Source organism: Streptomyces sp. AC602_WCS936 (assembly GCF_019049125.1).
GTDB lineage: Bacteria > Actinomycetota > Actinomycetes > Streptomycetales > Streptomycetaceae > Streptomyces.
Window position 1 is genome coordinate 245,830 of record NZ_JAGMUF010000020.1, and the last position, 26,162, is coordinate 271,991.

The 26,162-nt window shown below is 70.6% G+C and carries 21 protein-coding genes; 12 read left to right on the forward strand and 9 right to left on the reverse strand.

The features are described from left to right. Nucleotides 1-6 precede the first annotated feature (6 nt). The 4 genes from KUM03_RS09755 (at nucleotide 7) to KUM03_RS09770 (ending at nucleotide 6,384) form a co-directional block, all read left to right on the forward strand. The gene (locus KUM03_RS09755; RefSeq protein ID WP_217246636.1) at nucleotides 7-1,674 is read left to right on the forward strand and encodes a fumarate hydratase; all 1,668 of its coding nucleotides are present in this window, start codon (nucleotides 7-9) and stop codon (nucleotides 1,672-1,674) included. Between the two features lie 78 nt (nucleotides 1,675-1,752). Then, nucleotides 1,753-3,171 carry an aspartate ammonia-lyase gene (locus tag KUM03_RS09760; RefSeq protein ID WP_217246637.1) on the forward strand — a complete coding sequence of 473 codons (1,419 nt, stop codon included), beginning with the start codon at nucleotides 1,753-1,755 and terminating at the stop codon, nucleotides 3,169-3,171. Nucleotides 3,172-3,288: 117 nt separating this feature from the next. Further along, entirely contained in the window at nucleotides 3,289-3,990 is a 702-nt protein-coding gene (locus KUM03_RS09765; RefSeq protein ID WP_217246638.1) for a DUF402 domain-containing protein, read from the forward strand. 303 nt (nucleotides 3,991-4,293) lie between these two features. Beyond that, nucleotides 4,294-6,384: a SpoIIE family protein phosphatase gene (locus KUM03_RS09770; protein ID WP_254399065.1), complete on the forward strand. Its 2,091-nt coding sequence runs from the start codon at nucleotides 4,294-4,296 to the stop codon at nucleotides 6,382-6,384. Between the two features lie 82 nt (nucleotides 6,385-6,466). On the opposite strand, the gene KUM03_RS09775 is transcribed toward KUM03_RS09770, so the two are convergent. After that, complete coding sequence (locus KUM03_RS09775; RefSeq protein ID WP_217246640.1) at nucleotides 6,467-8,776, reverse strand: transglycosylase domain-containing protein; 2,310 nt, start codon at nucleotides 8,774-8,776, stop codon at nucleotides 6,467-6,469. A 282-nt stretch (nucleotides 8,777-9,058) separates the two neighbouring features. Between KUM03_RS09775 and KUM03_RS09780 the strand changes: the two genes are divergently transcribed. The 5 genes from KUM03_RS09780 to KUM03_RS09800 all read left to right on the forward strand — a co-directional run bounded on the left by KUM03_RS09780 (nucleotide 9,059) and on the right by KUM03_RS09800 (nucleotide 14,117). Further along, nucleotides 9,059-10,006 (forward strand): SPFH domain-containing protein, encoded by a 948-nt coding sequence (locus tag KUM03_RS09780; RefSeq protein ID WP_217246641.1) that lies wholly within the window; start codon nucleotides 9,059-9,061, stop codon nucleotides 10,004-10,006. Continuing rightward, on the forward strand, nucleotides 9,952-10,344 hold the full coding sequence (locus KUM03_RS09785) for a hypothetical protein (RefSeq protein WP_217246678.1): 393 nt from the start codon (nucleotides 9,952-9,954) through the stop codon (nucleotides 10,342-10,344). Before KUM03_RS09780 ends, KUM03_RS09785 begins: the two co-directional genes overlap by 55 nt. Nucleotides 10,345-10,504: 160 nt before the next feature. Further along, the gene (locus tag KUM03_RS09790; RefSeq protein ID WP_073725660.1) at nucleotides 10,505-11,029 is read left to right on the forward strand and encodes a PadR family transcriptional regulator; all 525 of its coding nucleotides are present in this window, start codon (nucleotides 10,505-10,507) and stop codon (nucleotides 11,027-11,029) included. Then, nucleotides 11,026-11,715 (forward strand): ABC transporter ATP-binding protein, encoded by a 690-nt coding sequence (locus KUM03_RS09795; protein ID WP_217246642.1) that lies wholly within the window; start codon nucleotides 11,026-11,028, stop codon nucleotides 11,713-11,715. The genes KUM03_RS09790 and KUM03_RS09795 overlap by 4 nt, the downstream gene beginning before the upstream one ends. A 92-nt stretch (nucleotides 11,716-11,807) precedes the next feature. Beyond that, the gene (locus KUM03_RS09800; RefSeq protein ID WP_217246679.1) at nucleotides 11,808-14,117 is read left to right on the forward strand and encodes an ABC transporter permease; all 2,310 of its coding nucleotides are present in this window, start codon (nucleotides 11,808-11,810) and stop codon (nucleotides 14,115-14,117) included. Between the two features lie 38 nt (nucleotides 14,118-14,155). On the opposite strand, the gene KUM03_RS09805 is transcribed toward KUM03_RS09800, so the two are convergent. Next, nucleotides 14,156-15,094, reverse strand: coding sequence for a LysR substrate-binding domain-containing protein (locus tag KUM03_RS09805; protein WP_217246643.1), 939 nt, complete (start codon nucleotides 15,092-15,094; stop codon nucleotides 14,156-14,158). A gap of 138 nt (nucleotides 15,095-15,232) precedes the next feature. On the opposite strand from KUM03_RS09805, the gene KUM03_RS09810 reads away from it, so the two are divergent. After that, entirely contained in the window at nucleotides 15,233-15,787 is a 555-nt protein-coding gene (locus tag KUM03_RS09810; protein ID WP_217246644.1) for a peroxiredoxin, read from the forward strand. A gap of 6 nt (nucleotides 15,788-15,793) precedes the next feature. Then, entirely contained in the window at nucleotides 15,794-16,330 is a 537-nt protein-coding gene (locus tag KUM03_RS09815; RefSeq protein WP_217246645.1) for an alkyl hydroperoxide reductase, read from the forward strand. Between the two features lie 324 nt (nucleotides 16,331-16,654). Here the strand turns inward: KUM03_RS09815 and KUM03_RS09820 are convergent, their stop codons facing one another. From KUM03_RS09820 to KUM03_RS09850, 7 genes are all read right to left on the reverse strand, one after another. After that, nucleotides 16,655-18,133 carry an AI-2E family transporter gene (locus KUM03_RS09820; protein WP_254399066.1) on the reverse strand — a complete coding sequence of 493 codons (1,479 nt, stop codon included), beginning with the start codon at nucleotides 18,131-18,133 and terminating at the stop codon, nucleotides 16,655-16,657. Between the two features lie 132 nt (nucleotides 18,134-18,265). Beyond that, nucleotides 18,266-18,961: a transglycosylase SLT domain-containing protein gene (locus KUM03_RS09825; RefSeq protein WP_217246646.1), complete on the reverse strand. Its 696-nt coding sequence runs from the start codon at nucleotides 18,959-18,961 to the stop codon at nucleotides 18,266-18,268. Between the two features lie 402 nt (nucleotides 18,962-19,363). Further along, the gene (locus KUM03_RS09830; protein WP_217246647.1) at nucleotides 19,364-20,689 is read right to left on the reverse strand and encodes a PhoH family protein; all 1,326 of its coding nucleotides are present in this window, start codon (nucleotides 20,687-20,689) and stop codon (nucleotides 19,364-19,366) included. 1,245 nt (nucleotides 20,690-21,934) lie between these two features. Continuing rightward, nucleotides 21,935-22,726: a class I SAM-dependent methyltransferase gene (locus KUM03_RS09835; protein ID WP_217246648.1), complete on the reverse strand. Its 792-nt coding sequence runs from the start codon at nucleotides 22,724-22,726 to the stop codon at nucleotides 21,935-21,937. Between the two features lie 92 nt (nucleotides 22,727-22,818). Next, on the reverse strand, nucleotides 22,819-23,703 hold the full coding sequence (locus tag KUM03_RS09840; RefSeq protein ID WP_254399068.1) for an LLM class flavin-dependent oxidoreductase: 885 nt from the start codon (nucleotides 23,701-23,703) through the stop codon (nucleotides 22,819-22,821). Between the two features lie 68 nt (nucleotides 23,704-23,771). After that, nucleotides 23,772-24,803: a hypothetical protein gene (locus KUM03_RS09845; protein ID WP_374225289.1), complete on the reverse strand. Its 1,032-nt coding sequence runs from the start codon at nucleotides 24,801-24,803 to the stop codon at nucleotides 23,772-23,774. Next, nucleotides 24,791-25,450, reverse strand: a complete 660-nt coding sequence (locus KUM03_RS09850; RefSeq protein WP_217246649.1) for a hypothetical protein — start codon at nucleotides 25,448-25,450, stop codon at nucleotides 24,791-24,793. The genes KUM03_RS09845 and KUM03_RS09850 overlap by 13 nt, the downstream gene beginning before the upstream one ends. Before the next feature lie 261 nt (nucleotides 25,451-25,711). Here KUM03_RS09850 and KUM03_RS09855 point away from each other — a divergent pair, with 261 nt between their 5' ends. Beyond that, complete coding sequence (locus KUM03_RS09855) at nucleotides 25,712-26,125, forward strand: DUF192 domain-containing protein (RefSeq protein ID WP_217246650.1); 414 nt, start codon at nucleotides 25,712-25,714, stop codon at nucleotides 26,123-26,125. Nucleotides 26,126-26,162 lie beyond the last annotated feature (37 nt).

Genomic DNA, 26,162 nt, shown 5'->3' on the forward strand with positions numbered 1-26,162 from the left:
GGCGAGATGCCTGAGTTCGCGTACACCGATCTGCTCCCCCAGGGTGAGGACACCACTCCGTATCGGCTGGTGACCGCCGAGGGTGTGTCCACCTTCGAGGCCGACGGGCGGACGTTCCTCAAGGTCGAGCCGGAGGCGCTGCGCAAGCTGGCCGAGGAGGCCGTCCACGACATCCAGCACTACCTGCGCCCGGCCCACCTCGCGCAGCTGCGCCGCATCATCGACGACCCCGAGGCGTCGGGCAACGACAAGTTCGTGGCGCTGGACCTCCTGAAGAACGCGAACATCGCGGCGGCGGGCGTACTGCCCATGTGCCAGGACACCGGCACGGCGATCGTCATGGGCAAGCGCGGGCAGAACGTGCTGACGGCGGGCGGCGACGAGGAGGCCCTGAGCCGGGGCATCTACGACGCGTACAAGAACCTGAACCTGCGCTACTCGCAGATGGCTCCGCTCACCATGTGGGAGGAGAAGAACACCGGCTCCAACCTCCCGGCCCAGATCGAGCTGTACGCGACCGACGGCGGCGCCTACAAGTTCCTGTTCATGGCCAAGGGCGGCGGCTCGGCCAACAAGTCATTCCTCTACCAGGAGACGAAGGCCGTCCTGAACGAGTCCTCCATGATGAAGTTCCTGGAGGAGAAGATCCGCTCGCTCGGTACGGCCGCCTGCCCGCCGTACCACCTGGCGATCGTGGTCGGCGGCACCTCCGCCGAGTACGCGCTGAAGACCGCGAAGTACGCCTCCGCGCACTACCTGGACGAGATCCCGGCCGAGGGTTCGGAGCTCGGGCACGGCTTCCGGGACCAGGAGCTGGAGGAGAAGGTCTTCGAGCTGACGCAGAAGATCGGCATCGGCGCGCAGTTCGGCGGCAAGTACTTCTGCCACGACGTGCGCGTGGTGCGGCTGCCGAGGCACGGGGCGTCCTGCCCGGTCGCCATCGCCGTGTCCTGCTCGGCGGACCGCCAGGCGGTCGCGAAGATCACCGCCGAGGGCGTCTTCCTGGAGCAGCTGGAGACCGACCCGGCGCGGTTCCTGCCGGAGACGACGGACGAGCACCTCGACGAGGCGGGGGACGTCGTCAAGGTCGACCTCAACCAGCCGATGGACGACATCCTCGCCGAGCTGACCAAGCACCCGGTCAAGACCCGGCTGTCCCTGACCGGCCCGCTCGTCGTGGCCCGCGACATCGCGCACGCCAAGATCAAGGAGCGGCTGGACGCGGGCGAGGAGATGCCGCAGTACCTGAAGGACCACCCGGTGTACTACGCGGGTCCGGCCAAGACGCCCGAGGGGTACGCCTCCGGGTCCTTCGGGCCGACGACCGCCGGGCGCATGGACTCCTACGTGGAGCAGTTCCAGGCGGCCGGCGGCTCCAAGGTGATGCTCGCCAAGGGCAACCGGAGCAAGCAGGTCACCGACGCGTGCGACACGCACGGCGGCTTCTACCTCGGCTCCATCGGCGGTCCGGCGGCGCGCCTCGCGCAGGACTGCATCAAGAAGGTCGAGGTCGTCGAGTACGAGGAGCTCGGCATGGAGGCGGTCTGGAAGATCGAGGTCGAGGACTTCCCGGCGTTCATCGTGGTGGACGACAAGGGCAACGACTTCTTCCAGGACCCGGCGCCGGCGCCCACCTTCACGTCCATTCCGGTGCGCGGTCCCGGACTCGCCTGAGCCCTGGCCGTGACGATCCGCCTCCACGGGGAACAGTGGTCCCGGCGCGGACGCTGTGACACGTGGAGGTGATCGTCGATGGCCGACGAGCAGGACAGGGACGAGCGGAACACGACCGAGTACCGCACCGAGCACGACTCCATGGGCGAGGTGCGGGTGCCCGCCCACGCCAAGTGGCGGGCCCAGACGCAGCGGGCGGTGGAGAACTTCCCCGTCTCCGGGCAGCGCATCGAGCGCGCGCACATCGAGGCGCTCGCCCGGATCAAGGGCGCGGCGGCCAAGGTCAACGCCGAGCTGGGCGTCCTGGACGAGGACGTCGCCGCCGCGATCCAGGAGGCGGCCGGCGAGGTCGCGGAGGGGAAGTGGGACGAACACTTCCCCGTGGACGTGTTCCAGACGGGCTCGGGCACCTCGTCCAACATGAACACCAACGAGGTCGTCGCCACCCTGGCCGGTGAGCGGCTGGGCCGCAACGTGCATCCCAACGACCACGTCAACGCCTCGCAGTCCTCCAACGACGTCTTCCCGTCCTCCATCCACATCGCCGCCACCGCCGCCGTCACCCGTGACCTGATCCCGGCCCTCGACCACCTCGCCGGCGCCCTGGAGCGCAAGGCGGAGGAGTTCGCCGACGTGGTGAAGTCGGGGCGTACGCACCTCATGGACGCCACTCCGGTCACCCTGGGGCAGGAGTTCGGCGGGTACGCGGCCCAGGTGCGGTACGGCATCGAGCGGCTTCAGGCGTCGCTCCCCCGGCTCGCCGAGCTGCCGCTGGGCGGCACCGCGGTCGGTACCGGCATCAACACCCCGCCCGGCTTCTCCGCCGCCGTCATCGCGGAGGTGGCCCGCGCCACGGGGCTGCCGCTGACCGAGGCACGGAACCACTTCGAGGCGCAGGGCGCCCGGGACGGCATCGTCGAGACCAGCGGGCAGCTGCGGACCATCGGCGTCGGGCTGACGAAGATCGCCAACGACCTGCGGTGGATGGCGTCGGGGCCGCGCACCGGGCTCGCGGAGATCTCGCTCCCCGACCTCCAGCCCGGGTCGTCCATCATGCCCGGCAAGGTGAACCCGGTGATCCCGGAGGCGGTCCTCATGGTCGCCGCCCAGGTCACCGGCAACGACGCGACCGTCGCCGCCGCCGGAGCGGCCGGCAACTTCGAGCTGAACGTCATGCTGCCGGTCATCGCCAAGAACGTGCTGGAGTCGGTGCGGCTGCTCGCCAACGTCTCCCGCCTGCTCGCCGACCGGACCGTCGACGGCGTCGTCGCGCACCGGGACCGGGCCCGGGAGTACGCCGAGTCGTCGCCCTCGGTCGTCACGCCGCTGAACAAGTACATCGGGTACGAGGAGGCCGCCAAGGTCGCCAAGAAGGCGCTCGCGGAGCGGAAGACGATCCGTCAGGTCGTGCTCGAGGGCGGGTACGTCGAACGCGGCGACCTCACGGGCGAGCGGCTGGACGAGGCGCTGGACGTGCTGCGGATGACCCGCCCGTGACCGGACGGGCCCGGCGGGCCCGAACGGTCCGGAAATGCCGTGGCGGCCGTCCCGCGCGCGGGTGCGCTCCTCGCGATCACCGGCGCGTCGGATGGCCGGGGCACCTAATATCTGCCCATGACAGACGGTGAGACGGTGAGCGCGGCGGAGGCGGACGGGCCGGCGGCCCCCACGGAGTTCTGGTCGCCCGGGAGTCACATCCTGTGGCGGTACCGGGAGAACGGCGGCCCGCACGTGCACATCGCGCGCCCCGTCACCGTCGTACGGGACGACGCGGACCTGCTCGCCGTCTGGCTGGCGCCCGGCACCGAGTGCGTGAAGCCGGTCATCGCCGACGGCACGCCCGTGCACCTGGAACCACTGGTGACGCGCTACACCAAGCCGCGCACGGTGCAGCGCGACCGGTGGTTCGGTACGGGCGTGCTGAAGCTGGCGCGGCCCGGTGCGCCCTGGTCGGTGTGGCTGTTCTGGGACCCGGGCTGGCGGTTCAAGAACTGGTACGTGAACCTGGAGGAGCCGCTCGCCCGCTGGGAGGGCGGTGTCGACTCCGAGGACCACTTCCTGGACATCTCCGTGCACCCGGACCACAGCTGGCACTGGCGGGACGAGGACGAGTTCGCGCAGGCCCAGCGGGACCGCCTGATGGACGCCCGGCTGGCCGAGCGGGTGCGGCAGGCGGGGCGGGCCGCGGTGGCGGAGATCCGCGCCTGGGGCTCCCCGTACGCGGACGGCTGGGAACACTGGCGACCGGATCCGTCCTGGGAGGTACCGTCGCTCCCCGGGGACTGGGACCGCACGCCCGCGCATGTGTCCTCATGAGACCCTTGATGCGCCCCCGGGCAGGAAACGTAGGATCGTCCTCCGCAACCAGCAGGGCAGCAACCGGCGGAGCGTGCACCGTGCTTGACCGATCGTCACCGAGGGGCGGCAGGACGTGAGCGAGAGGGACGCAGACAGCACGGGCACGGGCACGGGCCGCGGACGGTCCGCCGGTGATGCCGGCGATGCCGGTGACACAGGAACAGCCTCTGACCACGCGGCAATCCCGTTCCCGGGGCACGTATTCCGGGTATCGGGATTTCTGCGGGACGAACTGCACGCGCCGCGCGCAGTCCCGGACGGATGGATTCGACACGCGTGACGGAGCACCCGACCTCCTTCGACCGCCCGACGGCGGGCGGTGACCCCGCGGACCCCCGCGGGGCGCTCCTGCGTACCCCCGTGCCGCCGCGCGCCTCCGGGTCCGCGTTATCGGCACAGGGGCGCGCCGGCCAGACGCCGCCGACCTCCGGCACGGGCGCCTTCGAGCACTCCCAGCCCGGCACCGAACCGGCCACCGGTTCCGACGCCCACCGCCCGCGGCCCACGCCCGACGGCGTCCCGGTGCAACCGGGCGGTGCGCAGACCGGTGCGGGAACCGGGCCCGGGTCCGACCCGGCCGCGGGCGCACCGGCACGGACGGAGCGCCGTACCGGGCAGCTCACCTCGCCCGGCCGGCCCACGCCCATGCGGCGGGACGGGGACCGGCTGCGCTTCGTGGGAGCCGCGACCCGGCGGATCGCGCGGGGCATGGACCTCGACGAGATCGTGATGGGGCTGTGCCGGGCCACCGTGCCGACCTTCGCGGACGCGATCCTGGTCTACCTGCGCGAGCCGCTGCCGGTCGGTGACGAACGGCCCACCGGCCCCCTGGTGCTGCGACTGCGGCGCACCGACCGCATACCGGCCGAGCGGGACACCGAGAACGGGTTCGCGCCCGCGGCCCAGCCCGAACCGTCGGAGCTGGAGACGGTCGGCTCCGAGCTGTGCGAGGTGCGGCCGGGCAGCGCGCTGGCCGAGGTGCTGCGCGGGGTACGGCCGGTCTTCACGGACACCCCCGCGGCCCGCGCCGCCCTGCCCGAACTGCTGGGGGACGGCGGCGGCTTCGCCGTGCCCGACGGGCAGCGGGCGATCCTCGCGCCGCTGCGCGGCCGGCGCCGGGTGATCGGCGCCGCCCTCTTCCTGCGCGGCCCCGAGCGCGTCGCCTTCGAGGCCGACGACCTGCTGGTCGCCGCCCAGCTGGCCACGCACAGCGCGCTCGGCATCGACAAGGCGGTGCTGTACGGCCGTGAGGCGTACATCGCCGACGAGCTGCAGCGCACCATGCTCCCGGAGAACCTGCCGCACTGCACCGGCGTACGGCTCGCCTCCCGCTACCTCCCGGCCGCCGAGACCGCGCGGGTCGGCGGCGACTGGTACGACGCGATCCCGCTGCCCGGCAGCCGCGTCGCGCTGGTCGTCGGCGACGTGATGGGCCACTCCATGACGTCGGCGGCCATCATGGGCCAGCTGCGGACCACCGCGCAGACCCTGGCCGGGCTCGACCTGCCGCCGCAGGAGGTGCTGCACCACCTCGACGAGCAGGCCCAGCGCCTGGGCACCGACCGCATGGCGACCTGCCTGTACGCCGTGTACGACCCGGTCTCGCACCGCATCACCGTCGCCAACGCCGGCCACCCGCCGCCCGTACTGCTCCACCTCGGCGGCCACGCGGAGGTGCTGCGGGTGCCCGCGGGCGCCCCGATCGGCGTGGGCGGCGTGGACTTCGAGGCCGTGGAGCTGGACGCCCCCGCGGGCGCCACGCTGCTGCTCTACACCGACGGGCTGGTCGAGTCCCGCCTGCGCGACGTGTGGACCGGCATAGAGCAGCTGCGGGAACGCCTCGCCGTCACCGCGCAGCTCACCGGCCCCGACCATCCGCCGCCCCTGGAAGCCCTGTGCGACGAGGTGCTGGACATGCTCGGGCCGGGCGACCGGGACGACGACATCGCGCTGCTCGCCGCCCGCTTCGACGGCATCGCGCCCAGCGACGTGGCGTACTGGTTCCTGGAGCCCGACGACACCGCTCCGGGACGGGCCAGGCGGCTGGCCCGCCGCGCCCTCGGCCGCTGGGGCATGGAGGACCTGACCGACTCCGTGGAGCTGCTGGTCAGCGAGGTCGTGACCAACGCCGTGCGGTACGCCACCAAGCCGGTCACCCTGCGGCTGCTGCGCACGGACGTGCTGCGCTGCGAGGTCGGCGACGACGTGCCGCAGTTGCCGCGGCTGCGGCAGGCTCGGGCCACGGACGAGGGCGGGCGCGGGCTGTACCTGGTGAACCGGCTGGCCCGGCGCTGGGGAGCGACCCGGCTGAGCACCGGGAAGGTGGTCTGGTTCGAACTGAACCGGGGGTGAGCCCCGCGTACACGTGGAAGGGCGCCCGGTGCTCACCGGGCGCCCTTCCACGTACCTGCTGCGGCTACCGCTCCTGCTCCGGCTACCGCTCCTGCCGGTCCCCGTCCGGGAAGAGCGGGTTCTCCGGTTCCGTGGACGCCCCGCCGGTGGGCGGCGCCTCCGACGACGGGCTGCCGGACGGCGACTCGGACACCGACTCCGACGGCGACTCGCTCACCGGCGGCTCGGACGTCGGGTCCTCGGTCTCCGGCTCCTCGCTCTCCGGCGGCTCGGGCGACTCCTCCTGGGACGGCGACTGGGACGGCGACTGGCTCGGCGACGGGGTGGTGCTCGGCTTCACCGCGTTGCCCTGCTTGGTCTCCAGCTCGAACTCGGTGACCTCGTCCATGACGCCGAAGGTGTACGCGGCCCAGATCTCCGCCGGGAAGCCACCGCCGTTGACGCGGTAGTCGACGCCGCCGGCCTTGTACATCGGGACCTGGGCGTGGGTCTTCGGGTCCTCACCGAACAGGCCGACCGAGGTGACCAGCTCGGGCGTGTATCCACTGAACCAGGCCGACTTGTTGTTGTCGGACGTACCGGTCTTGCCGGCGACGGTCTGGCCGTCGCGCAGCGGGTTGTTCCGCACGGATACCTTGGCCGTACCGTCGTCGACCACGCCGGTGAGCACCGAGGTCACCGTGTCGGCGGCCTCGCGGCTGATGACCTGCTCGCCGATCGGCTCGGGGAACTCCACCGTGCGGTCCTTGTGCTCGACCGACTTCACGATGGCCGGGGTGACCTTCTTGCCGTGGTTGTCGAGGGTGGCGTAGACACCCGCCATCTCCAGCGGGCTGGCGCCCATACTGCCCAGGGTCTGGGCGGGCACGGCCTGGTCGCCCTCGGTGTTCATGCCGAGGTCGCCGGCGACCTTCATGACCTGGTCCATGCCGACGTCGACGCCCATCTGCGCGAAGACGGAGTTGACGGACTTGTTCATCGCCTCCTGGACGGTGATGTCGCCGTAGTCGACGTCGTCCTCGTTGGGCGGTGCGAAGCCGACCTCGCGGTCACCGTCCACGACCGGGCGCTTGCTGGTGCCGTCGTAGATCGTGTTGGCCGTGATGGGCACGCCGTCCTGGGTCTCGGCGTCCTGGTCGACGGCGGCGGCGAGGATCACCGGCTTGAAGGTGGAGGCGGGCTGGTAGTCGTCGCGGGTGGCGTTGTTCGTGTAGTGCTTCACGTAGTCCACGCCGCCGTACATCGCCACGACCCCGCCCGTCTTCGGGTCCACGGAGACGGCACCGGCCTGGACGTCGGCGTCGACGTCGCGCTTCTCGGGGTCAAGCTTGCTGGTGAGCTTGGCCTTGACGGCCTTCTCCAGCTCCGTCTGCTTCTTCTTGTCGATGTTGAGGGTGACGGTGTAGCCACCGAGGTCCAGGAGGGCCTTGGCCTGCTCCATGTCCTCGGCCGCGCCCTGCTCGACGAGCTGCTTCTTGATCTCGTAGTCGGCCGCGGTCACCAGGTACCCGGTCTGGCCCTGCATTCCCGCTGCGGCCTTGGGTTCCTTCGGCTCCGGAAACTTCATGCCCTGGCGTTCGGACTGGCTCAGCCAGTCCTCCTCGACCATGTTGTCCAGGACGTAGTTCCAGCGCTCCTGGACGAGCTTCTTGCCGGTGTCGCTGGCGATCGCCCAGTCGTACTGGTTCGGTGCCTGGAGCAGCGCCGCGAGGTACGCGCCCTGCTCGACCGTCAGGTCCTGGGCGTCGACGCGGTAGTAGGCCTGCGCGGCGGCCTGGATGCCGTAGGCGCCGCGGCCGTAGTAGCTGGTGTTGATGTAACCGGCGAGGATGTAGTCCTTGGACTTCTCCCGGTCCAGCTTCAGGGAGATGACCAGCTCCTTGAGCTTGCGCGAGATCGTCTGTTCCTGGGACAGGTAGTAGTTCTTCACGTACTGCTGGGTGATGGTCGAACCGCCCTGCGCGCCCTCGCCGGAGAGCGTGTTGAGCAGGCCGCGCGCGGTGCCCTTGAGGTCGACGCCGGAGTCCTTGTAGAAGGTCTTGTTCTCGGCGGCGACGAAGGTGCGCTGGACCTCCTTGGGCACCTTGGCCAGGTCGACGATCTCGCGGTTGCGCTCGCCGGTGCGGGTCATGACGCTGCCGTCGCTGTACTTGTAGACGTTGCTCTGCAGCTCCGCCTCGGGGTTGCCCTCGGGGATGTCGATCACCATGTACAGCACGATGAAGGCGCCCATGCCGAGCAGGCAGAGGCCGAAGAACGTGCCGAGGATCTTCTTCCAGGTGAACAGCCGGCGTATGCCGCTCTTCTGGTCGGCCCCCGACGAACGGCGGGTTTTCGGCGCCGCGCGGCGGCCACCGCGCTGTCGCGCTCTTCTCTCTTCCGCTCGTCCCATGGGTCCGTTCCGCTCCGCTTCCTTCATCCGTGGGCACGTTCTGCTCACGTGTCACACAGGTTCGTCGCTCAGGTCAGCTCAGAAAGCTAACACCGGGAGATAAGACAAACGCCTGCCGATCCGGCCTTGTACGGACGTGAGAATCAGCACCCGTTCCCTTGGAACCGACGTACGAGAGCGGTTGAGGGTTGCCGTTCGAGGGTAAAGTGATATCACTTAGATAGATTTGAGATAGACGACCGAGCGCGTGCCAGCGCGCCCGCCGAGAACGGGGGACTCGCCATGTCCACACACGACGCGCACGACACTTCGCAGGTCAGGGCGGACGTACCGGAGATGCCGGCGCCACGGGTGCGTGAGACGCAGGCGAACAGCATCGGTGGCGGGATGGCGCTGCTGCTGGGTCTGGTGGGGCTGGTGGTCGGGGCCGGCCTGATCGCCGTCGCCACCGCGGTCTCCTCGGCCGGGGGCAAGGCAGCCCTGATCACCGCGGGGATCGTGATCGCCCTGGCCGCCTTCCTCGCGATGTGCGGGCTGAACATGGTGGCGCCGGGTGAGGCCCGGGTGGTGCAGCTCTTCGGACGGTACCGGGGGACGATCCGGCAGGACGGGCTGCGCTGGGTCAATCCGCTGACCTCGCGCACCAAGATCTCGACGCGGGTGCGGAACCACGAGACGGCCGTCCTGAAGGTCAACGACGCCTACGGCAACCCCATCGAGCTGGCGGCCGTGGTGGTCTGGCGGGTCGAGGACACCGCGCAGGCCAGCTTCGAGGTGGACGACTACGTCGAGTTCGTCTCCACCCAGACCGAGGCGGCTGTGCGGCACATCGCGATCGAGTACCCGTACGACGCCCACGAGGAGAGCGGCCTCTCCCTGCGGGGCAACGCCGAGGAGATCACCGAGAAGCTCGCCGTCGAGCTGCACGCGCGCGTGGAGGCGGCCGGCGTGCAGATCGTCGAGTCCCGCTTCACACACCTCGCGTACGCGCCGGAGATCGCCTCGGCGATGCTCCAGCGGCAGCAGGCGGGCGCGGTGGTCGCGGCGCGGCGGCAGATCGTGGACGGGGCGGTCGGCATGGTCGAGGCGGCCCTCGCGCGGATCAGCGAGCAGGACATCGTGGAGCTTGACGACGAGCGCAAGGCGGCGATGGTGTCCAACCTGATGGTCGTGCTCTGCGGGGACCGTGCCGCCCAGCCGGTCCTGAACACCGGGACGCTCTACCAGTGACGGCCCGGTCCGAGGGCACGCCGTCCGAGCCGCCCGAGGAAGCCCCGTCCGAGGGGCCCGACTCCGAGGGCCTGGCCGCCGCCCCGAAGCGCAGGTCGCCGCAGCAGCGCAAGCAGGTGCTGCTGCGGCTGGACCCCCAGGTGTACGAGGCGCTGGCCCGGTGGGCGGGCGACGAGCTGCGCTCGGCCAACGCCCAGATCGAGTTCCTGCTCCGCCGGGCGCTGGCGGAGGCGGGCCGGCTGCCCGGCGACGCCGGACCGCTGCCCCGGCGGGGGCGCCCGCCCCGGCGCCCTGGGCCGGGGTCCACGCCACCGCCGGGGGCCACCCCACCGCCGTAGAGGAGTCGGCGAAGCCGCGTCACCGCACACTGCGGAGGCGCGGCTTCCGTCGTAGCGGAACCGTGACAATCGCCTCCGACCTGGGGGCCCGTACGCGCGGCCATGTTCTCTGCACTGCGCGTATACATGGCGCGTATACACCGTGTGTAGAGTGCTCGGCATGTCCATCGGTCACACCCTCCTCGGGCTCCTGGAGTCCGGGCCGCGCCACGGTTACGACCTCAAGCGCGCCTTCGACGAGAAGTTCGGTCACGACCGGCCGCTCCACTACGGCCAGGTCTATTCGACGATGTCCCGCCTGCTGAAGAACGGCCTCGTCGTCGTCGACGGCATCGAGACCGGCGGCGGTCCCGAGCGGAAGCGGTACGCGATCACCGACGCGGGGATCACCGACGTACAGCGGTGGCTCGCCACGCCCGAGAAGCCCGAGCCGTACCTCCAGTCGACGCTCTACACGAAGGTCGTCCTCGCGCTGCTCACCCGGCGCGACGCCGCCGACATCCTCGACACCCAGCGTTCGGAACACCTGCGCAGCATGCGCATCCTGACCGACCGCAAGCGCAAGGGCGACCTCGCGGACCAGCTGATCTGCGACCACGCCCTGTTCCACCTGGAGGCCGACCTGCGGTGGCTGGAGCTCACCGCGGCGCGTCTCGACAAGCTCCGTGAGGCGGTAACCCGATGACTCCTCCCGCAGGTTCGCTGCTCTCGGCCGAGCAGCTCCGCAAGGCCTACGGTCCGACCCTCGCCCTCGACGGCGCCGAGTTCTCCATCCACCCCGGCGAGGTCGTCGCCGTGATGGGGCCCTCCGGGTCGGGCAAGTCGACGCTGCTGCACTGCCTCGCCGGAATCGTCCCGCCCGACTCGGGCACGATCATGTACGGCGGGCGGGAGCTGTCCGCCATGAGCGACGCCGAGCGCAGTGCGCTGCGCCGCTCCGATTTCGGGTTCGTGTTCCAGTTCGGGCAGCTGGTGCCGGAGCTGACGTGCGTGGAGAACGTCGCCCTGCCGCTGCGCCTGAACGGCACCTCCCGCAAGGAGGCCGAGCGGGCCGCGCTGACCTGGATGGAGCGGCTGGAGGTCGACGACCTCAAGAAGAAGCGGCCCGGTGAGGTATCCGGCGGTCAGGGGCAGCGGGTCGCGGTGGCGCGGTCGCTGGTCACCAACCCCCGTGTGCTCTTCGCCGACGAGCCGACCGGCGCGCTGGACTCCCTCAACGGCGAGCGCGTCATGGAACTCCTCACGGACGCCGCCCGCTCCACCAACGCCGCCGTCGTGCTGGTCACGCACGAGGCACGGGTGGCCGCCTACTCCGACCGCGAGATCGTCGTGCGGGACGGCAGGTCCCGGGACATGGAGCGGGTCGTATGAGCGTGCCCACACGCGAGAGGCCGCCGAGCCTGGCCGCGGGAGAGGCCCGGCGCGAGCGGGGCCGGACACGGGCAGCCGTCGCCGACCTGGCCATGGGGGCCCGCTTCGCCTTCACCGGCGGGCGCGAGGGGTGGACCCGGGCGGTGCTGACGGCGGTCGGCGTCGGGCTCGGCGTGGCGCTGCTGCTGCTGACGACGGCGATCCCCAACGCGCTCGACGTCCGGCACGAGCGGGAGGCCGCGCGCACCGACATCACCTTCACCGACGAGCGGCCGGCCAAGGCGGACGACACCCTCGTGGTCGCCAACGTCGGTACGGACTTCCGCGACGACACCATCCGGGGCCGGGCCCTCGAACCCGAGGGGCCGCGGGCGCCGCTGCCCCCGGGAGTCGAGAGGTTCCCGGCGAAGGGCGAGATGGTGGTCTCCCCCGCGCTGAAGGAGTTGCTGGAGTCGGACTCCGGCGCGCTGCTGCGCGAGCGGCTGCCGGACCGGATCATCGGCACCATCGGCGAGGAGGGCCTGATCGGCTCGGCCGAACTCGCCTACTACCAGGGCGCCGAAGGGCTCGCGCCGCACATCGACAGCGGCCGGATCGTCCGCATCGACGGGTACGGCAACCCGAACGCCACCTCCGAGCGGTCCGACCCGGTGCTGCTCCTGCTGATCCTCGTCGTCTTCGTGGTGCTGCTGATGCCGGTCGCGGTCTTCATCGCGGCGGCCGTGCGGTTCGGCGGGGAACGGCGGGACCGGCGGCTGGCGGCACTGCGGCTGGTGGGCTCCGACAGCGGCATGACTCGGCGGATCGCCGCCGGTGAGGCGCTGGCGGGCGCGGTGCTGGGACTGGTCTTCGGCGCCGGGTTCTTCATGATCGGGCGGCAGCTCGCGGGGACCGCCGAGGTGTTCCGCATCAGCGTGTTCCCCAGCTACCTCAACCCCTCGCCGCTCCTCGCCCTGCTGGTCGCGGTGGCCGTGCCGGCGGCGGCGGTGCTGGTGACGCTGTTCGCGCTGCGCGGGGTCGTCATCGAGCCGCTCGGCGTGGTGCGCGCGGGCCGGCCGCCCCGGCGCCGGCTGTGGTGGCGGCTGCTGCTGCCGCTGGCCGGACTGGCGATGCTCTACCCGATGATCGGCGACGGGCGGGACAACGGCGACTTCAACCAGTACCTGGTGACCGGCGGCGTCGTCCTCCTCCTGGTCGGCGTGACCGCGCTGCTGCCGTGGATCGTGGAGGCCGTCGTCGCCCGGCTCGGTGCCGGTGGCGTGGCCTGGCAGCTGGCCGTGCGCAGGCTGCAGCTGAGCAGCGGTACGGCGGCCCGCATGGTCAACGGCATCGCGGTGGCCGTCGCGGGCGCGATCGCGCTGCAGATGCTCTTCGCGGGCGTGGAGGACGACTACACCCGGTCCACCGGGCAGGACGTGTCGCTGGCGCAGATGGAGGTGGTACTGCCGGACGGAATGCCGGTGACCCGGGCGGCCGACAAGCTCCGTGACACCAAAGGCGTGACGGCGGTCTACGGCTACTCCGAGGGCTACCTCGGCGACCGCGCCCAGAACCCGGACCACGGCTCGACGCTGACCGTGGGCGACTGCGCGTCGCTGCGGGAGATGGCCGAGCTGCCCTCCTGCGAGGACGGGGACGTGTTCGTCGTCCACGGTGCCGAGTGGGACGCCGGGGAGGACATGACGAAGCTGGCCGCGCCAGGCCGGAAGCTGTACCTCGACCCGTCGTACGAAGGCAGCCCGAAGAGCCTGGAGATCCCCTGGACGGTGCCGCAGGGCGTGAAGGCCGCGGAGCCGCGTCGCGGTCTGCTGGCCGGAATCGACCGGGGCGGCTTCCTGATCACGCCGAAGGCCATGCCGGACACGATCGTGCCGGCCCTGGCCGGGCACGCGTACCTCAGGCTGGACGAGTCGGTGCCGGACGTGCACGACCGGGTACGGAACACCGCGGCGGCCGTCCATCCGCTGGCGGACACCATGGTGTGGGCGGCGACGGAGCGCACCGGCCGGTTCGACGCCATCCGCACCGGTCTGTTCGTCGGGGCGGCGTGCGTGCTGGCGCTGATCGGCGCGAGCCTGCTGGTCTCGCAGCTGGAGCAGCTCCGCGAGCGGAAGAAGCTCCTGTCGGCCCTGGTCGCCTTCGGTACCCGGCGCCGCACGCTGAGCCTGTCGGTGCTGTGGCAGACGGCCATCCCCATCGTGCTGGGCCTGCTGCTGGCCATGGTGGTGGGCCTGACGCTGGGCACGGTCCTGCTGAAGATGACGAACACCCCGGTACGCGTCGACTGGGCCGGCGTCCTCGCCATGACCGGCATCGGCGCCGCGGTCGTCCTGGTGGTGACCCTGCTGAGCCTGCCGCCGCTGCTGCGGCTGATGCGACCGGAGGGGCTGCGCACGGAGTAGGGCCCAGGGACTGAGCGACCGTCCGGCCGGGCGGTCGCTCAGTCGTGCACCGTCCGCACCGGCAGGTTCGTCATCGCCTCCCGCAGCGCCCCCGCCAGTTCCTCGTACTCCGCGGAGCGGGCCGCGCCCGTGCGCATGGCGAGGGCGATGCGGCGGGTGGGGGCCGGGTCGGCGAAGGAACCGGTGAGGAGCTGGCTGGAGCGGGAGGTCTCCACGCGGACCGCCGTGCGCGGCAGCAGCGTCACGCCCAGGCCGCCCGCCACCAGCTGCACCAGCGTCGACAGCCCGGCGGCCGTCGTGGTCGCGGGGACGTCCGCGCGGCCGGCCTCCCGGCAGATGTCGAGCGCCTGGTCGCGCAGGCAGTGGCCCTCGTCGAGGAGCAGCAGGTTCAGCTCGCGCAGCACCGAGCGCTCGATGCCCTCCCGCCCGCCGAGCCGGTGGTCGAGCGGCGTGACGAGCACGAAGTCCTCGTCGAAGAGGGGGAGTTCGGTGACTCCGGGGACGCCGAGCGGCACCGCCAGCAGGAGCAGGTCGAGGCGGCCGGAGGACAGCCCCTCCAGCAGGCTCGCGGTCTGCTCCTCGTGGACCTGGAGGTCGAGGTCGGGGTAGCGGTCGTGGACGAGCCGCAGCACCGTCGGCAGCAGGTACGGTGCGACGGTCGGGATGACGCCGAGCCGCAGCGCGCCGGTGAACGGCGCCCGTACCGCCTCCGCCTCCTCCAGCAGCGCGCCGACCTCCGCCAGTACCGCCTTCGTCCGCACCGCGAGCCGCTCCCCCGCCGGGGAGAGCAGTACCTTACGCGTCGTACGCTCCAGGAGGGTGACACCCAGTGCCTCCTCCAGGGCGGAGACGGCGCCCGAGAGCGCGGGCTGGCTCATGCCGATCGCGGCGGCGGCGTCACGGAAGTGCAGGTGCTCGGCGACCGCCGCGAAAGCCCGCAGCTGGGCGAGGCTGGGCTGCCTCTTCTTGCCCGACATTAATAGCCACCTCCGATCAACTCGACCGAGTGTAGCTATTTCCGTAATCAATGCACCCTGTGCCAACATCAATAACGTCCAACCCATGGGAAACACCCACAAAACGGGTGTTTTCTCGCTGCGTTATTTGGAGAGCGTGTGCTCACTGTCGGTGACAAGTTCCCCGAGTTCGATCTGACCGCCTGCGTCTCGCTGGAGAAGGGCAAGGAGTTCGAGCAGATCGACCACAAGACCTACGAGGGCAAGTGGAAGGTCGTCTTCGCCTGGCCCAAGGACTTCACCTTCGTGTGCCCGACCGAGATCGCCGCCTTCGGCAAGCTGAACGACGAGTTCGCCGACCGTGACGCCCAGATCCTCGGCTTCTCCGGCGACTCCGAGTTCGTGCACCACGCCTGGCGCAAGGACCACCCGGACCTCACCGACCTGCCCTTCCCGATGCTGGCCGACTCGAAGCACGAGCTCATGCGTGACCTCGGCATCGAGGGCGAGGACGGCTTCGCGCAGCGCGCGGTCTTCATCGTGGACCAGAACAACGAGATCCAGTTCACGATGGTCACCGCCGGCTCCGTCGGCCGTAACCCCAAGGAGGTCCTGCGGGTCCTCGACGCCCTGCAGACCGACGAGCTCTGCCCGTGCAACTGGAGCAAGGGCGACGAGACCCTGGACCCGGTCGCGCTGCTGTCGGGGGAGTGAGCTGACATGTCCCTCGACTCCCTGAAGTCCGCCGTACCGGACTACGCCAAGGACCTGAAGCTCAACCTGGGCTCGGTCATCGGCAACTCCGACCTCCCGGCGCAGCAGCTGTGGGGCACCGTGCTGGCGACCGCCATCGCCTCGCGCTCCCCCATCGTCCTGCGCGAGCTGGAGCCGGAGGCGAAGGCGAACCTCACGCCCGAGGCGTACTCGGCCGCCAAGTCGGCCGCCGCGATCATGGCGATGAACAACGTCTTCTACCGCACCCGGCACCTGCTGTCGGACCACGAGTACGGCACCCTGCGCGCCGGTCTGCGGATGAACGTCATCGGCAACCCGGGCGTCGACAAGGTCGACTTCGAGCTGTGGTCCTTCGCGGTGTCCGCCATCAACGGCTGCGGCATGTGCCTGGACTCGCACGAGCAGGTGCTCCGCAAGGCCGGTGTGGACCGCGAGACGATCCAGGAGGCGTTCAAGATCGCCGCCGTGGTCGAGGCCGTCGGCGCCACGCTGGACGCGGAGGCCGTGCTGGCCGCGCAGTAGTCCCCTGCGGAAGGCTGCCCACGCACGACAACGGGCCCCGCTCACCGACTCGGTGAGCGGGGCCCGTTGCGTCACCGCGCCGGTGCCGGCCGACGGACTCCGCTAGGGGCTGTCGTTTGGATCATGCCGCAGACGCGGGGTCTGGCACGCACATCTGCCGCGTTGTCGTCGGTTGTCAACTCCCCCACGCTCGGCTTCGCTCGCGCGGGGGGACCCCCATCGCGTTGCCGCCCTCCTCCGCCTTGCAGCTGCACGCACCAGACCCCGCTCACCGGCGTTGATCGGTCACGCGTCTTCCCTGCGACCTGATCCAAACGACAGCCCCTAGGCCGACGATGCGCCCGTGGGCGGCCCGTCTCCCGTGCCGTTGGCCGTGTCGTTCGCCGTGTCCTTCGTCATGGTCTTCGCCGTGGCCTTCGCCGGCGCTTCCGTACCCACGTCCGCAGCGGCCCCGGAGCCCCCCGCGCCCCCGGAGCCCCCCGGCGTCGCCGGAGAAGCGTCCGTGGACGTCGCGCCGCGCGGCTTCGGCGCCTGTCGTACGGCGGCCTCCCGCGAGTACGCCCGCAGATAGCCGACGACCGTGTTCGTCACCGCCACCAGCGGTACGGCGACCACCGCGCCGCCGATGCCGGCCACCATGCCGCCCGCGGCCACCGACAGCACCACCGCCAGCGGATGGACCCGCACCGCGCGCCCCAGGATGAACGGCTGGAGGATGTGGCCCTCGATCTGCTGCACCGCCAGCACGACGACGAGCGTCATGACGGCCGCGAACACGCCCTGCGTCACCAGCGCCACGACCACCGCGAGCGCACCCGAGATCACCGCGCCGACCAGCGGGATGAAGGCGAACAGGAAGATGAAAACGGCCAGCGGGACGGCCATCGGCACGTCCAGGAAGTAGATGCCGAGACCGATGAAGATGGCGTCGATCAGCGCCACGATCACCGTGCCGCGCACGTACGCGGTCAGCGTCCGCCACGCGCGCGGACCGGCACCGGCCACGCCCGGCCGGGCCGCCGCCGGCACCAGCTTCAGCGTCCACTGCCAGATGCGCTTGCCGTCGTAGAGCAGGAAGAGCGTCGAGAAGGCGGCCAGCAGGATGCCGGTGAGCGCCTCGACGACGACCGTGACGCCCTCCAGACCGGCGGACGTTATCTGGTCGGTGTTGGCGCCGACCGCCTCGCGCAGGTTCTTGGCGATCTCGTTGATCTGCTTGTCGGTGACGTGGAAGGGGCTGTTGAGCAGCCAGTTGCGCAGTTCGTCGATGCCGTCCTGGACCTGGTCGGAGAGGTTGTCGATGTTCTCCATGACCTGCCAGGTCACGAACCAGCCGATCAGCCCCATCACCACGAACCCGAGGATCGCGGTCAGCGCGGTGGCCGGCCCCCGCGGCACCCCGAGCCGCCGCAGCCGGGCCACGGTCGGCTGGAGCAGCGCCGTGATCAGCAGCGCGGCCACGAACGCCAGCACCACCAGCTGTACGGCGCTGATCACCCGCATCAGCACCCACACGGTCCCCGCGAGGATCAGCAGCCGCCACCCGGCCTCCGCGGCGACCCGTACGCCCCAGGGGACGGCCTGCGCGGGATCGGGACGGCTCTGGACCACGACCTGGTGCCGCGGTGCGGTGGCGTGCTCCGGGGACGGGTCCTGCCGCGACGGCGGCGCGTGGTGGGCGGCCTGTGACGGTTCGCCGTCGGGGCCCTCTTCCCGCGCCTCTTCGCGGCGCTGCTCCAACCGCCTGCTCATCTGCGTCAGTCCGGCGCCGAGCCGACCGAGCCACCCTGGCACTCGCGACATGATCCGTCCTCTTCCCCCGTCTTTCCCCACCACTCCCCCCTGGAGTCGTTTCGGTCCGACCGTACATCGCGGGCACGCGAAAGCCCCTCACCGAAGGACGGCGAGGGGCTTCGCGAGGTTGAGCGGTGGGGCTCAGTACCAGTGGTTGGCCTGCCAGAAGGCCCAGGCGTCGCACGGGCTGCCGTAGCGGTTGTCCATGTAGTTGAGGCCCCACTTGATCTGGGTGGCCGGGTTGGTCCGCCAGTCGGCGCCCGCCGAGGCGTACTTGCCGGCCGGGAGGGCCTGGAAGAGGCCGTAGGCGCCGGAGGAGGGGTTGACGGCCTTGTAGTTCCAGCTGGACTCGTGGTCCACGATGTTGCTGAAGCACTGCCACTGGCCGCTGGGCACCATCTGACGGGCCATCGCCTGGATCTGGCTGGTGCTGTAGGAGCTCTGGACGGAGAAGCTGGTGGCCTCGCGCTGGGCGTCGCGGCTGGCCGCTTCCTTCGCCGCCTCGCGCTCCTTGGCCTCCTCGGCCGCCTTCTTGGCCTTCTCCTGCTTGGCCACGGCGGTCTCGGCGGCTGCCTTGCGGGCCGCCTCCTCGGCGTCCTTCTTGGCGCTCGCGTCCGCGGCGATGGCCTGCGCGTCGGCCTGCTGCGTCAGGGACGCGGTCTGCACCTGGGCCTGCTCGCCCATGGGGATGTCCGCAAGCAGCGTCGTGCCGGCTGCTGTGGCTTCCGCGTCGTTGTTCTGCGCGGTGCTGCCCGAGGCAACGCCGACGACACTTCCGACAGCGGTGACCGCCGTGGCCGAGGCCACTGCGAATCCCCGGACCGAGATCCGGCTCACACGGTTTCCTTCCAGCATCGCCCGCTTCGGTGACCCTCGCGGACGCAATCGTGCCCCTGGCACTGGCCTCCCCAACTACGGGTCACGGGAGGCACGGGCCCGGTGGACAACTCCCCCCGAGGGGAGCGCCGCGTGGTGCTCGGGCGGCATACGACGCTGCTATGGAGTTGGGACTGGTGCTTCTGTCGTGCTGCCCTACCGCTGGGGGTACGGCTGTGTCGTATGCGGGGCCTGACAGGAACGAGACTCTGCCGTAACCCGACGGGGTGAGGCAATTCTGTGTTGCGTGTGAAAGCTCACATCTCGTTTGGCCCAGGGGGTTTCCGGAAACCCACACACGCCGAGACGCCGCCCGGCTAGGCTCTCGGCCTTCCGGACGGCGCCGACGTCACGCGATATGCCTCAGATGTGGCCGTCCTCCAGCATTTCGGTCACGAGTGCCGCGATCTGCGACCGCTCGGACCGGGTCAGGGTGACGTGCGCGAAGAGCGGATGCCCCTTCAGCTTCTCGACGACGGCGACGACACCGTCGTACCGCCCCACCCGCAGGTTGTCCCGCTGCGCGACGTCGTGGGTCAGTACGACCCGCGAGTTGGCCCCGATGCGGGAGAGCACGGTCAGCAGGACGTTCCGCTCCAGAGACTGGGCCTCGTCCACGATCACGAACGCGTCGTGCAGCGAGCGCCCCCGGATGTGGGTGAGCGGCAGCACCTCCAGCATCCCGCGCGCGGTCACCTCCTCGATGACCTCCCGGCTGGTGACCGCCGACAGTGTGTCGAAGACCGCCTGCGCCCAGGGGCTCATCTTCTCGGCCTCGGAGCCGGGCAGGTAGCCGAGCTCCTGCCCGCCCACCGCGTACAGCGGCCGGAAGACCATCACCTTCTGGTGCTGCCGCCGCTCCAGCACCGCCTCCAGCCCCGCGCACAGCGCTAGCGCCGACTTGCCGGTGCCGGCCCGGCCGCCCATCGACACGATCCCGACGTCGGGGTCGAGGAGCAGGTCGAGCGCGATCCGCTGCTCGGCGCTGCGGCCCTTGATGCCGAACGCCTCCCGGTCGCCGCGCACCACGCGGACGCTGCCGTCGGGCGTGACCCTGCCGAGGGCCTTGCCGCGCTCCGACTGGATGGTCAGACCGGTGTGCACGGGCAGCTCGGCGGCCTCGGGGACGTAGACCCGCCCCTCCTCGAAGAGGATGTCCACCTGCTCGCCGGGCAGCGTCAGTTCGGACATGCCGGTCCAGCCGGAGGCGTCCGTGATGGCGAGCTCGGCGCGGTACTCCTCGGCGAGCAGGCCGACGGAGGACGCCTTGATCCTGAGCGGCAGGTCCTTCGACACGACGGTGACGTCGTATCCCTCCGCCTGGAGGTTGCGGGCGACCGCGAGGATGCGGGAGTCGTTGTCCCCCAGGCGGTAGCCGGTGGGCAGCACGCTGGGGTCCGAGTGGTTGAGCTCGACACGGACGGTCCCGCCGAAGTCACCGATCGGGATGGGGGCGTCGAGGCGACCGTGCCGTACCCGGAACTCGTCGAGCAGGCGCAGGGCCTGCCGGGCGAAGTAGCCGAGTTCGGGATGGTGCCGCTTGGCCTCCAACTCCGTCACCACGACGATCGGGAGCACGACCTCGTGCTCGTCGAAGCGGTTCAGGGCGTTCGGATCGGCCAGCAGGACGCTGGTGTCGAGAACGTAGGTGCGCCTGTCTGGCTTGTGGCGCTTTGCGCTGGTCACCACGGAAGGACGTACCCCCTCGGATGAGGTCGGGGAGCGACGGAGTGGACGCTGGGCCGGGAGAGCGGGAACGAACCGACCGGCCGACGGCCGCCCTGCACTGACGAGTCGGCCGGTCGACGGCCGCCCCGGACGGGCGCGGGCCGCGAGCCGGCCCTCCGCCGCGTCTTCCGTGCCGTGACCGCACGGTGGGGCTGGTGCAAAGGGCCTCCCGGGCGGACGGCTCCGTGCCGTCCGCTGAGATACGACACCCGTGGTTCGGGCGTCGACCTGCTTGCTTTATGCCCTCGAACAAGCGCCGCCATGCCACGGCACAGGACGACGCACCGGTGAACTCCTCATGACGTGCGCCCCTCGCGCGCTCGCCGGGTGCCCCGCCCGAATGCGGGCAGAAAAAACGGGCCGGTCCGTGGGGGGGAGACGGACCGGCCCGAGGGGGGGTTTCCACCATAACCCTTCGTAAGGGATGTCGTGTGCATCGGCGTGCCACAACTACTCTCCGAAATCGCCCGGCGACGCCCGGGTGGCCACGGAAGCGCCCATTCCGCCCTGAATCATGGCCAGAACAGAGCGGGCGGGAGAGAGAAAACCGCGCCCCCGGAGCACTGGAGGGACGGTCCGGCAACACCCCGCGCGCGCCGGCGCCCGCACGGCGGACCGCCCGCGCTTCCCCCCACCGGGTGACCCCGCCGGCGAACCCCCGCTTGACCGGGCACCGCGCAGCCCCCTCCACTGCGCGGTGCCACACGCGCAGCTTTGCTCACGCGAATTACCTGACACCGAACCTACGTGATCGGGCGGGGCGGTTCGACGCGGGAAGGGCAACGATGAATAACGATGTGGAAACCCTGTGAGGATCGCCGGGTGATTCCACACCCTCCCTCCAGGCGCGCGGATATTTGCGAAGGTGCGTCCTGTATGCCCAGAAGATCCCGCACGGCCTCGTGCCCGCGAAAGCCTCCGCCGCGTCCATCGAGGCCACACACTGCCTACTGCTCCCCTGACATCTCACCTCATGACGAAGAGGACGGCTGTCTCTTGGGTGGCGGCGAGCACACGGCGCCTCGAACGACAGTTCCTCGCCAACTCCGCCCGAACGGGCACGCCGTCGCCGAAGCGGTCGGTGCGACGCTCGGCGTCCACGCCCAGGTCCTCTCCGCGGCGGAGTGTCGGTCGGCATCCGGGTCGACGGCGCGACCCGGACGGTCGTACGGACGGCACTGTGGCCGACCGGATCGGCGGCGCTCCCTACTGACGCGGCTTCTGGACCTCGAAGAGGTGCCGCGCGCTGTGGGCGACGAAGGGCCCCTCCGCCTGGATGCGCTCATGCATCTCCCGCAGCCGGTCCCGGTACGCCTCGACGGTGAACCCCGGGACCATCCACACGACCTTGCGCAGGAAGTGGACGACGGCCCCGACGTCATGAAACTCCATCCGCAGCCGCTCCGCCCGCAGGTCGACGACCTCCAGCCCGGCGGCCTCGGCGTCGGCCCGTTCCCGGTCAGGGTGCCGGCCGTTCCGGTTCTCCTCCGGCTGCGGCCCGAGGAAGAACTCGACGACCTCGAACACGCTGGCCGGCCCGACGTGCTGGGCGAAGTACGTACCGCCGGGCGCGAGCACGCGGGCGATCTCCGACCAGTGCGGCACGACGGGATGGCGGCTCACGACCAGATCGAAAGCCCCGTCAGCGAAGGGGAAGGGCACGTCGTCGGGCGAGGCGACCACGGGGACGCCGCGGGGGCGGAGCAGTTCGGTGGCCTTCGCGACGTTGGGCGGCCACCCTTCGGTGGCGACGAGCAGCGCGGGCCGGCCGGGCGCCGCTGCCCCGAGGGCGAAGTCCAGCACCTCCCCTCCCCCGGTCTGCACGTCCAGCACGGCACCGGCCCCGGCGAGCCGCCCGCCCATGGAACGGGCGTACTCCCAGGAGGGCCGCGCCTCGGTGGCCCGCCCCTCGAACCAGGAGAAGTCCCAGCCTTCGGTGGGGACGGAGGCGCCTTCGGCTACGAGGTCGTCGAACGCGCGGGGGGTCGGGGGTGTCATGGGAGTCCCATCGGTATCGGTGCGTGGGGGGGAGGTGGAGGGAGGACGGGAGGAGAGAAGGAAACAAGAAGGAGAGAGGAGAGGGCGACGATCTACGCCACCAAGGGACGGACCTCCTCGGCGGCGAACCGTACGAATCCCTCCGGATCAGGCTCGTCACCCGTCGGCTGGAGGATCACGGAGTCCGCGCCGGCCTCGGCCAACCGCCGCACGGCCCCGGCAACGGCCTCGGCATCCCCCGCGACACCAAGCCCCGTAACCTCTTCGTCTCCTTCGGCGACCAGCTCGGCCCGCAACCGCTCGTGGGCGCCGGCTCCGGTGGCGGTAAGCAGGTAGACGACGACCTTGTGCGCGTCCGTACGCCCGGCCGCCGCACGCCCCTCGTCGATCAACCGCCGGGCCCGGCGGACGCCGTCCGGCGGGGTGGACGCGGTGAGAACGGTCCCGTCGGCGGCCTCACCGGCCAGCCGCAGCGAACGGGGGCCGGTGGCACCGGCGAGCACCTCGACGCCCTGTCCCGGCGGCCAGTCCAGCGCCACGCCGTCGAGCCGGACGTACCGCCCCTCGGTCGTCACCCGCTCGCCTGCCAGCAGGGCCCGCAGCGCGAGCAGATGCTCCCGCAACAGAGTGACGGGCGACTCGGCCCTCGCCCCGACCTGCCCCATCCAGTCCTGCACGCCGTGGCCGACGCCGAGGATCGGGCGGCCGGGGAAAATTCGGTGCAGGGTGGCAGCCTCCATCGCGGTGATCGCCACGTTCCGCAGGGGCACGGGCAACAGCCCGACCCCGACCCGCACCCTCTCGGTCCACGCGAGCGCGGCGGCGGCCGTGGAGATCCCACCTTCACGGAAACAGTCCTCCCAGAGCCACAGCTCCTCCAGCCCCGCCTCGTCGGCGACGCGAGTGACGGTTCGCAGCCGCTCGGGGGCGAGCTGGGGGCGGAATACGGCGCCGAGGGCGGTCGTCATGGGGGTCATGGAGGCCTTCCTACCTGCGCCTCCGGCCGCCGGACAACCGCTTTACGGGGCATCCCCGAGGGCATCCGTCAGCGGTTGACTGCCTGGATCTCCTGGACGACGACGTCCTGTGTGGCGCCGAACGTGCCGTCGGGGAGGTCACCACCCGCGCCGCCGCTGCCGGTCCAGTGGATCTCCCAGGTGACCGTCGCCTGGAGCGGGAACGTACCGTCGCCCGAGGAGCGGAGGTACTTCACTCCGCACGGCGGTGTGTCGTTGGCCTTGCCCTGCTCGTACGGCTCACCGATACGACCGTCATTGATCTCGCAGACACCCGAGGCCGGGTAGACCTCCGCGTCCGGGGTGCCCGGCTCGATCTCCAGCGAGACCGGCTCCGCTGTGGCCGTCGCATCGACACCGATCTCTTCCACGGACGCGGTGACGGAGACCGGCTTGAACTCGGCACCGTCGAGCCATGCCCACGTCGGGAGGTTCACTTTGGTTGCCCCCTCGGGGGCCAGCGTCACCTCGGTGCCGGGTACACGGATCTCCGCGTAGGCGAGTTCCGCGAGGACCTCAGGTGTCACCGCGTTCTCAATGTCGGCGGGAGGGGCGTCACCCGTGTCCACCCAGAAGTAGTCCTTGTCGCAGGAGTCCCAGCCGGGTGGATAGCTCTTATTGACGTACGAGCCCCACCAGTAGCCTTCGCCGGTCTTGTCCTTGTTGAAGCCCTTTTCCTCGTCGTTGGCGTTGTACTTCTCCCGCTGCTCGGCATCCCACTGGTACCCCGTGGAGCCGGCTTCCCAGATCGGCTCCAGGTACTTCTGCAACTGCTCGGGGGTGTACTTGGGGGCGTACCAGCAGGGCGGCGGGCGCCAAGACGTGGATGACGTCAAGGTTCCGACCGAGTCGCCGCTGCCGTTCTTCGAATGGTCGAACACGACGCCGCCGACGGTGACAGATACAGTGCCGTCGCCGCTCGCGTCCGCACGCTGCTCCGTTTGCCCGTCTGTTCCGCCGCCGAAGCCCTTCTCCGCGTGGGCCGGACCGACGGCGCCAAGAATGAGGGCCGCCAGCACGGCAAGAAGGACCAGGTAGTTTCCTCGAGTCACGCCTGGCACTTTGAGCTCCCCCGCTCCGAAACGAGTCGCTCCGTCACCCAGACGCCCTTCTTGTTCTTACGCAAGGTACTTGCATACACGACGTAACTGTCCCGGGTCACCGGCGTGACATCAATCTTCCCCGTCTTGATGAACTTGTTGAACGACTTGCTCTGATCTTCGCAATACACGAGTGATGCGGTGCCATCGCCCTTGACGTTCAAGCTCTCGCGGTAATAGCGAGTCATACCTGTCGTGCGCGCTTTGTGGTCAATGAATTCCTGGATGTACTTCTGGCTTCCGGCGGCGGCTTCGCCCTCGGAGTAAAAACGATAGGCCTCATGAAGCGCGTTCTGCTCTGCGATCGCCATGTCCACGGCCTTGATGCGCTGTTCGGCGTCGTGCAACACAGCGTCCTTAACTGGATCACCGGTCTTGTCCCACTCGAACCTGTACGTCACATCAGTCGGTAGTTCGATCTCCGGTCGGTCTACCTCGGCCGGCACCGACTCGCTCGGTGGACTCGACGGCTCACTGCCCGTGTCGGCCCCCGCGATCTTGTCATTGTCGCCGGAGGCGCTGTCTTCGCTTCCGCACGCGGACAGCGTCAGCGCCGCTGCGGCGGTCAGCGTGACCGCTGTAAGGAGAGTGGGGCGGCGGCGTTTCACGGTCGACTCCTGGTGGGGGACGGGGCTTCTCTCGAGCGAAGCAACGCTATCCAGAGGGATCTGGCGGCACCAGGGTGGAGCCTGTCTACCCGCGGGGTCCACGGGACTCAAATCAGCCTTACGTGTGCGTTCTTGGGCAGTAACGGTTGCGTAACGCGTGAGCGCGGCTGCGAAGGAGCCACGCGGTCGGGTCGTGACCGATACGTTCGGTCGATCGGTCGGCCGGGGCAGCGGAACTGCCGGGTGCGGGAGGAGTTCGGTATGGGGCGGCGGTGGCGGGACGGGGTGGGGCAGTTGGTGGTGGGCGGGGAGGCCGGAGGCAGAGCTGTCCGCGTTCCGTTGGAGATCGCCGGGTCGTACCGTGCCCGTACTCAAGGGCTGCTGGGGCGGGACTCGCTCGACGGGGCGATGCTCCTGTCTCCCGCCAATAGCGTCCACACCTTCCGCATGCGGATGCCCATCGACGTCGCCTACCTCGACCGGCGGCTCGTCGTCATCGCGGTGCGCACCATGCGGCCGGGCAGGCTCGGGCTTCCCCGGGCGCGTTCCCGGCATGTTCTGGAGGCAGAGGCCGGGGCGATGGCTGGGTGGGGTGTCCGGGTCGGCGTGCGGGTGGGAGTAGAGGTAACGGGGGCCGGTGAGACACACGGGGAGGCTGGTGCGACGAGCGAGTGAGGCGACTTGGTCGGACGTGTGAGCCCGCCCGGAGACG

Coding starts and splice junctions, on each gene's coding strand:
- KUM03_RS09755 (WP_217246636.1), top strand. CDS start 7: ATGCCTGAGTTCGCGTACACCGATCTGCTCCCCCAGGGTGAGGACACC.
- KUM03_RS09760 (WP_217246637.1), top strand. CDS start 1,753: ATGGCCGACGAGCAGGACAGGGACGAGCGGAACACGACCGAGTACCGC.
- KUM03_RS09765 (WP_217246638.1), top strand. CDS start 3,289: ATGACAGACGGTGAGACGGTGAGCGCGGCGGAGGCGGACGGGCCGGCG.
- KUM03_RS09770 (WP_254399065.1), top strand. CDS start 4,294: ATGGATTCGACACGCGTGACGGAGCACCCGACCTCCTTCGACCGCCCG.
- KUM03_RS09775 (WP_217246640.1), bottom strand. CDS start 8,776: ATGGGACGAGCGGAAGAGAGAAGAGCGCGACAGCGCGGTGGCCGCCGC.
- KUM03_RS09780 (WP_217246641.1), top strand. CDS start 9,059: ATGTCCACACACGACGCGCACGACACTTCGCAGGTCAGGGCGGACGTA.
- KUM03_RS09790 (WP_073725660.1), top strand. CDS start 10,505: ATGTCCATCGGTCACACCCTCCTCGGGCTCCTGGAGTCCGGGCCGCGC.
- KUM03_RS09795 (WP_217246642.1), top strand. CDS start 11,026: ATGACTCCTCCCGCAGGTTCGCTGCTCTCGGCCGAGCAGCTCCGCAAG.
- KUM03_RS09800 (WP_217246679.1), top strand. CDS start 11,808: ATGGGGGCCCGCTTCGCCTTCACCGGCGGGCGCGAGGGGTGGACCCGG.
- KUM03_RS09805 (WP_217246643.1), bottom strand. CDS start 15,094: ATGTCGGGCAAGAAGAGGCAGCCCAGCCTCGCCCAGCTGCGGGCTTTC.
- KUM03_RS09815 (WP_217246645.1), top strand. CDS start 15,794: ATGTCCCTCGACTCCCTGAAGTCCGCCGTACCGGACTACGCCAAGGAC.
- KUM03_RS09820 (WP_254399066.1), bottom strand. CDS start 18,133: ATGTCGCGAGTGCCAGGGTGGCTCGGTCGGCTCGGCGCCGGACTGACG.
- KUM03_RS09835 (WP_217246648.1), bottom strand. CDS start 22,726: ATGACACCCCCGACCCCCCGCGCGTTCGACGACCTCGTAGCCGAAGGC.
- KUM03_RS09840 (WP_254399068.1), bottom strand. CDS start 23,703: ATGACCCCCATGACGACCGCCCTCGGCGCCGTATTCCGCCCCCAGCTC.
- KUM03_RS09855 (WP_217246650.1), top strand. CDS start 25,712: ATGGGGCGGCGGTGGCGGGACGGGGTGGGGCAGTTGGTGGTGGGCGGG.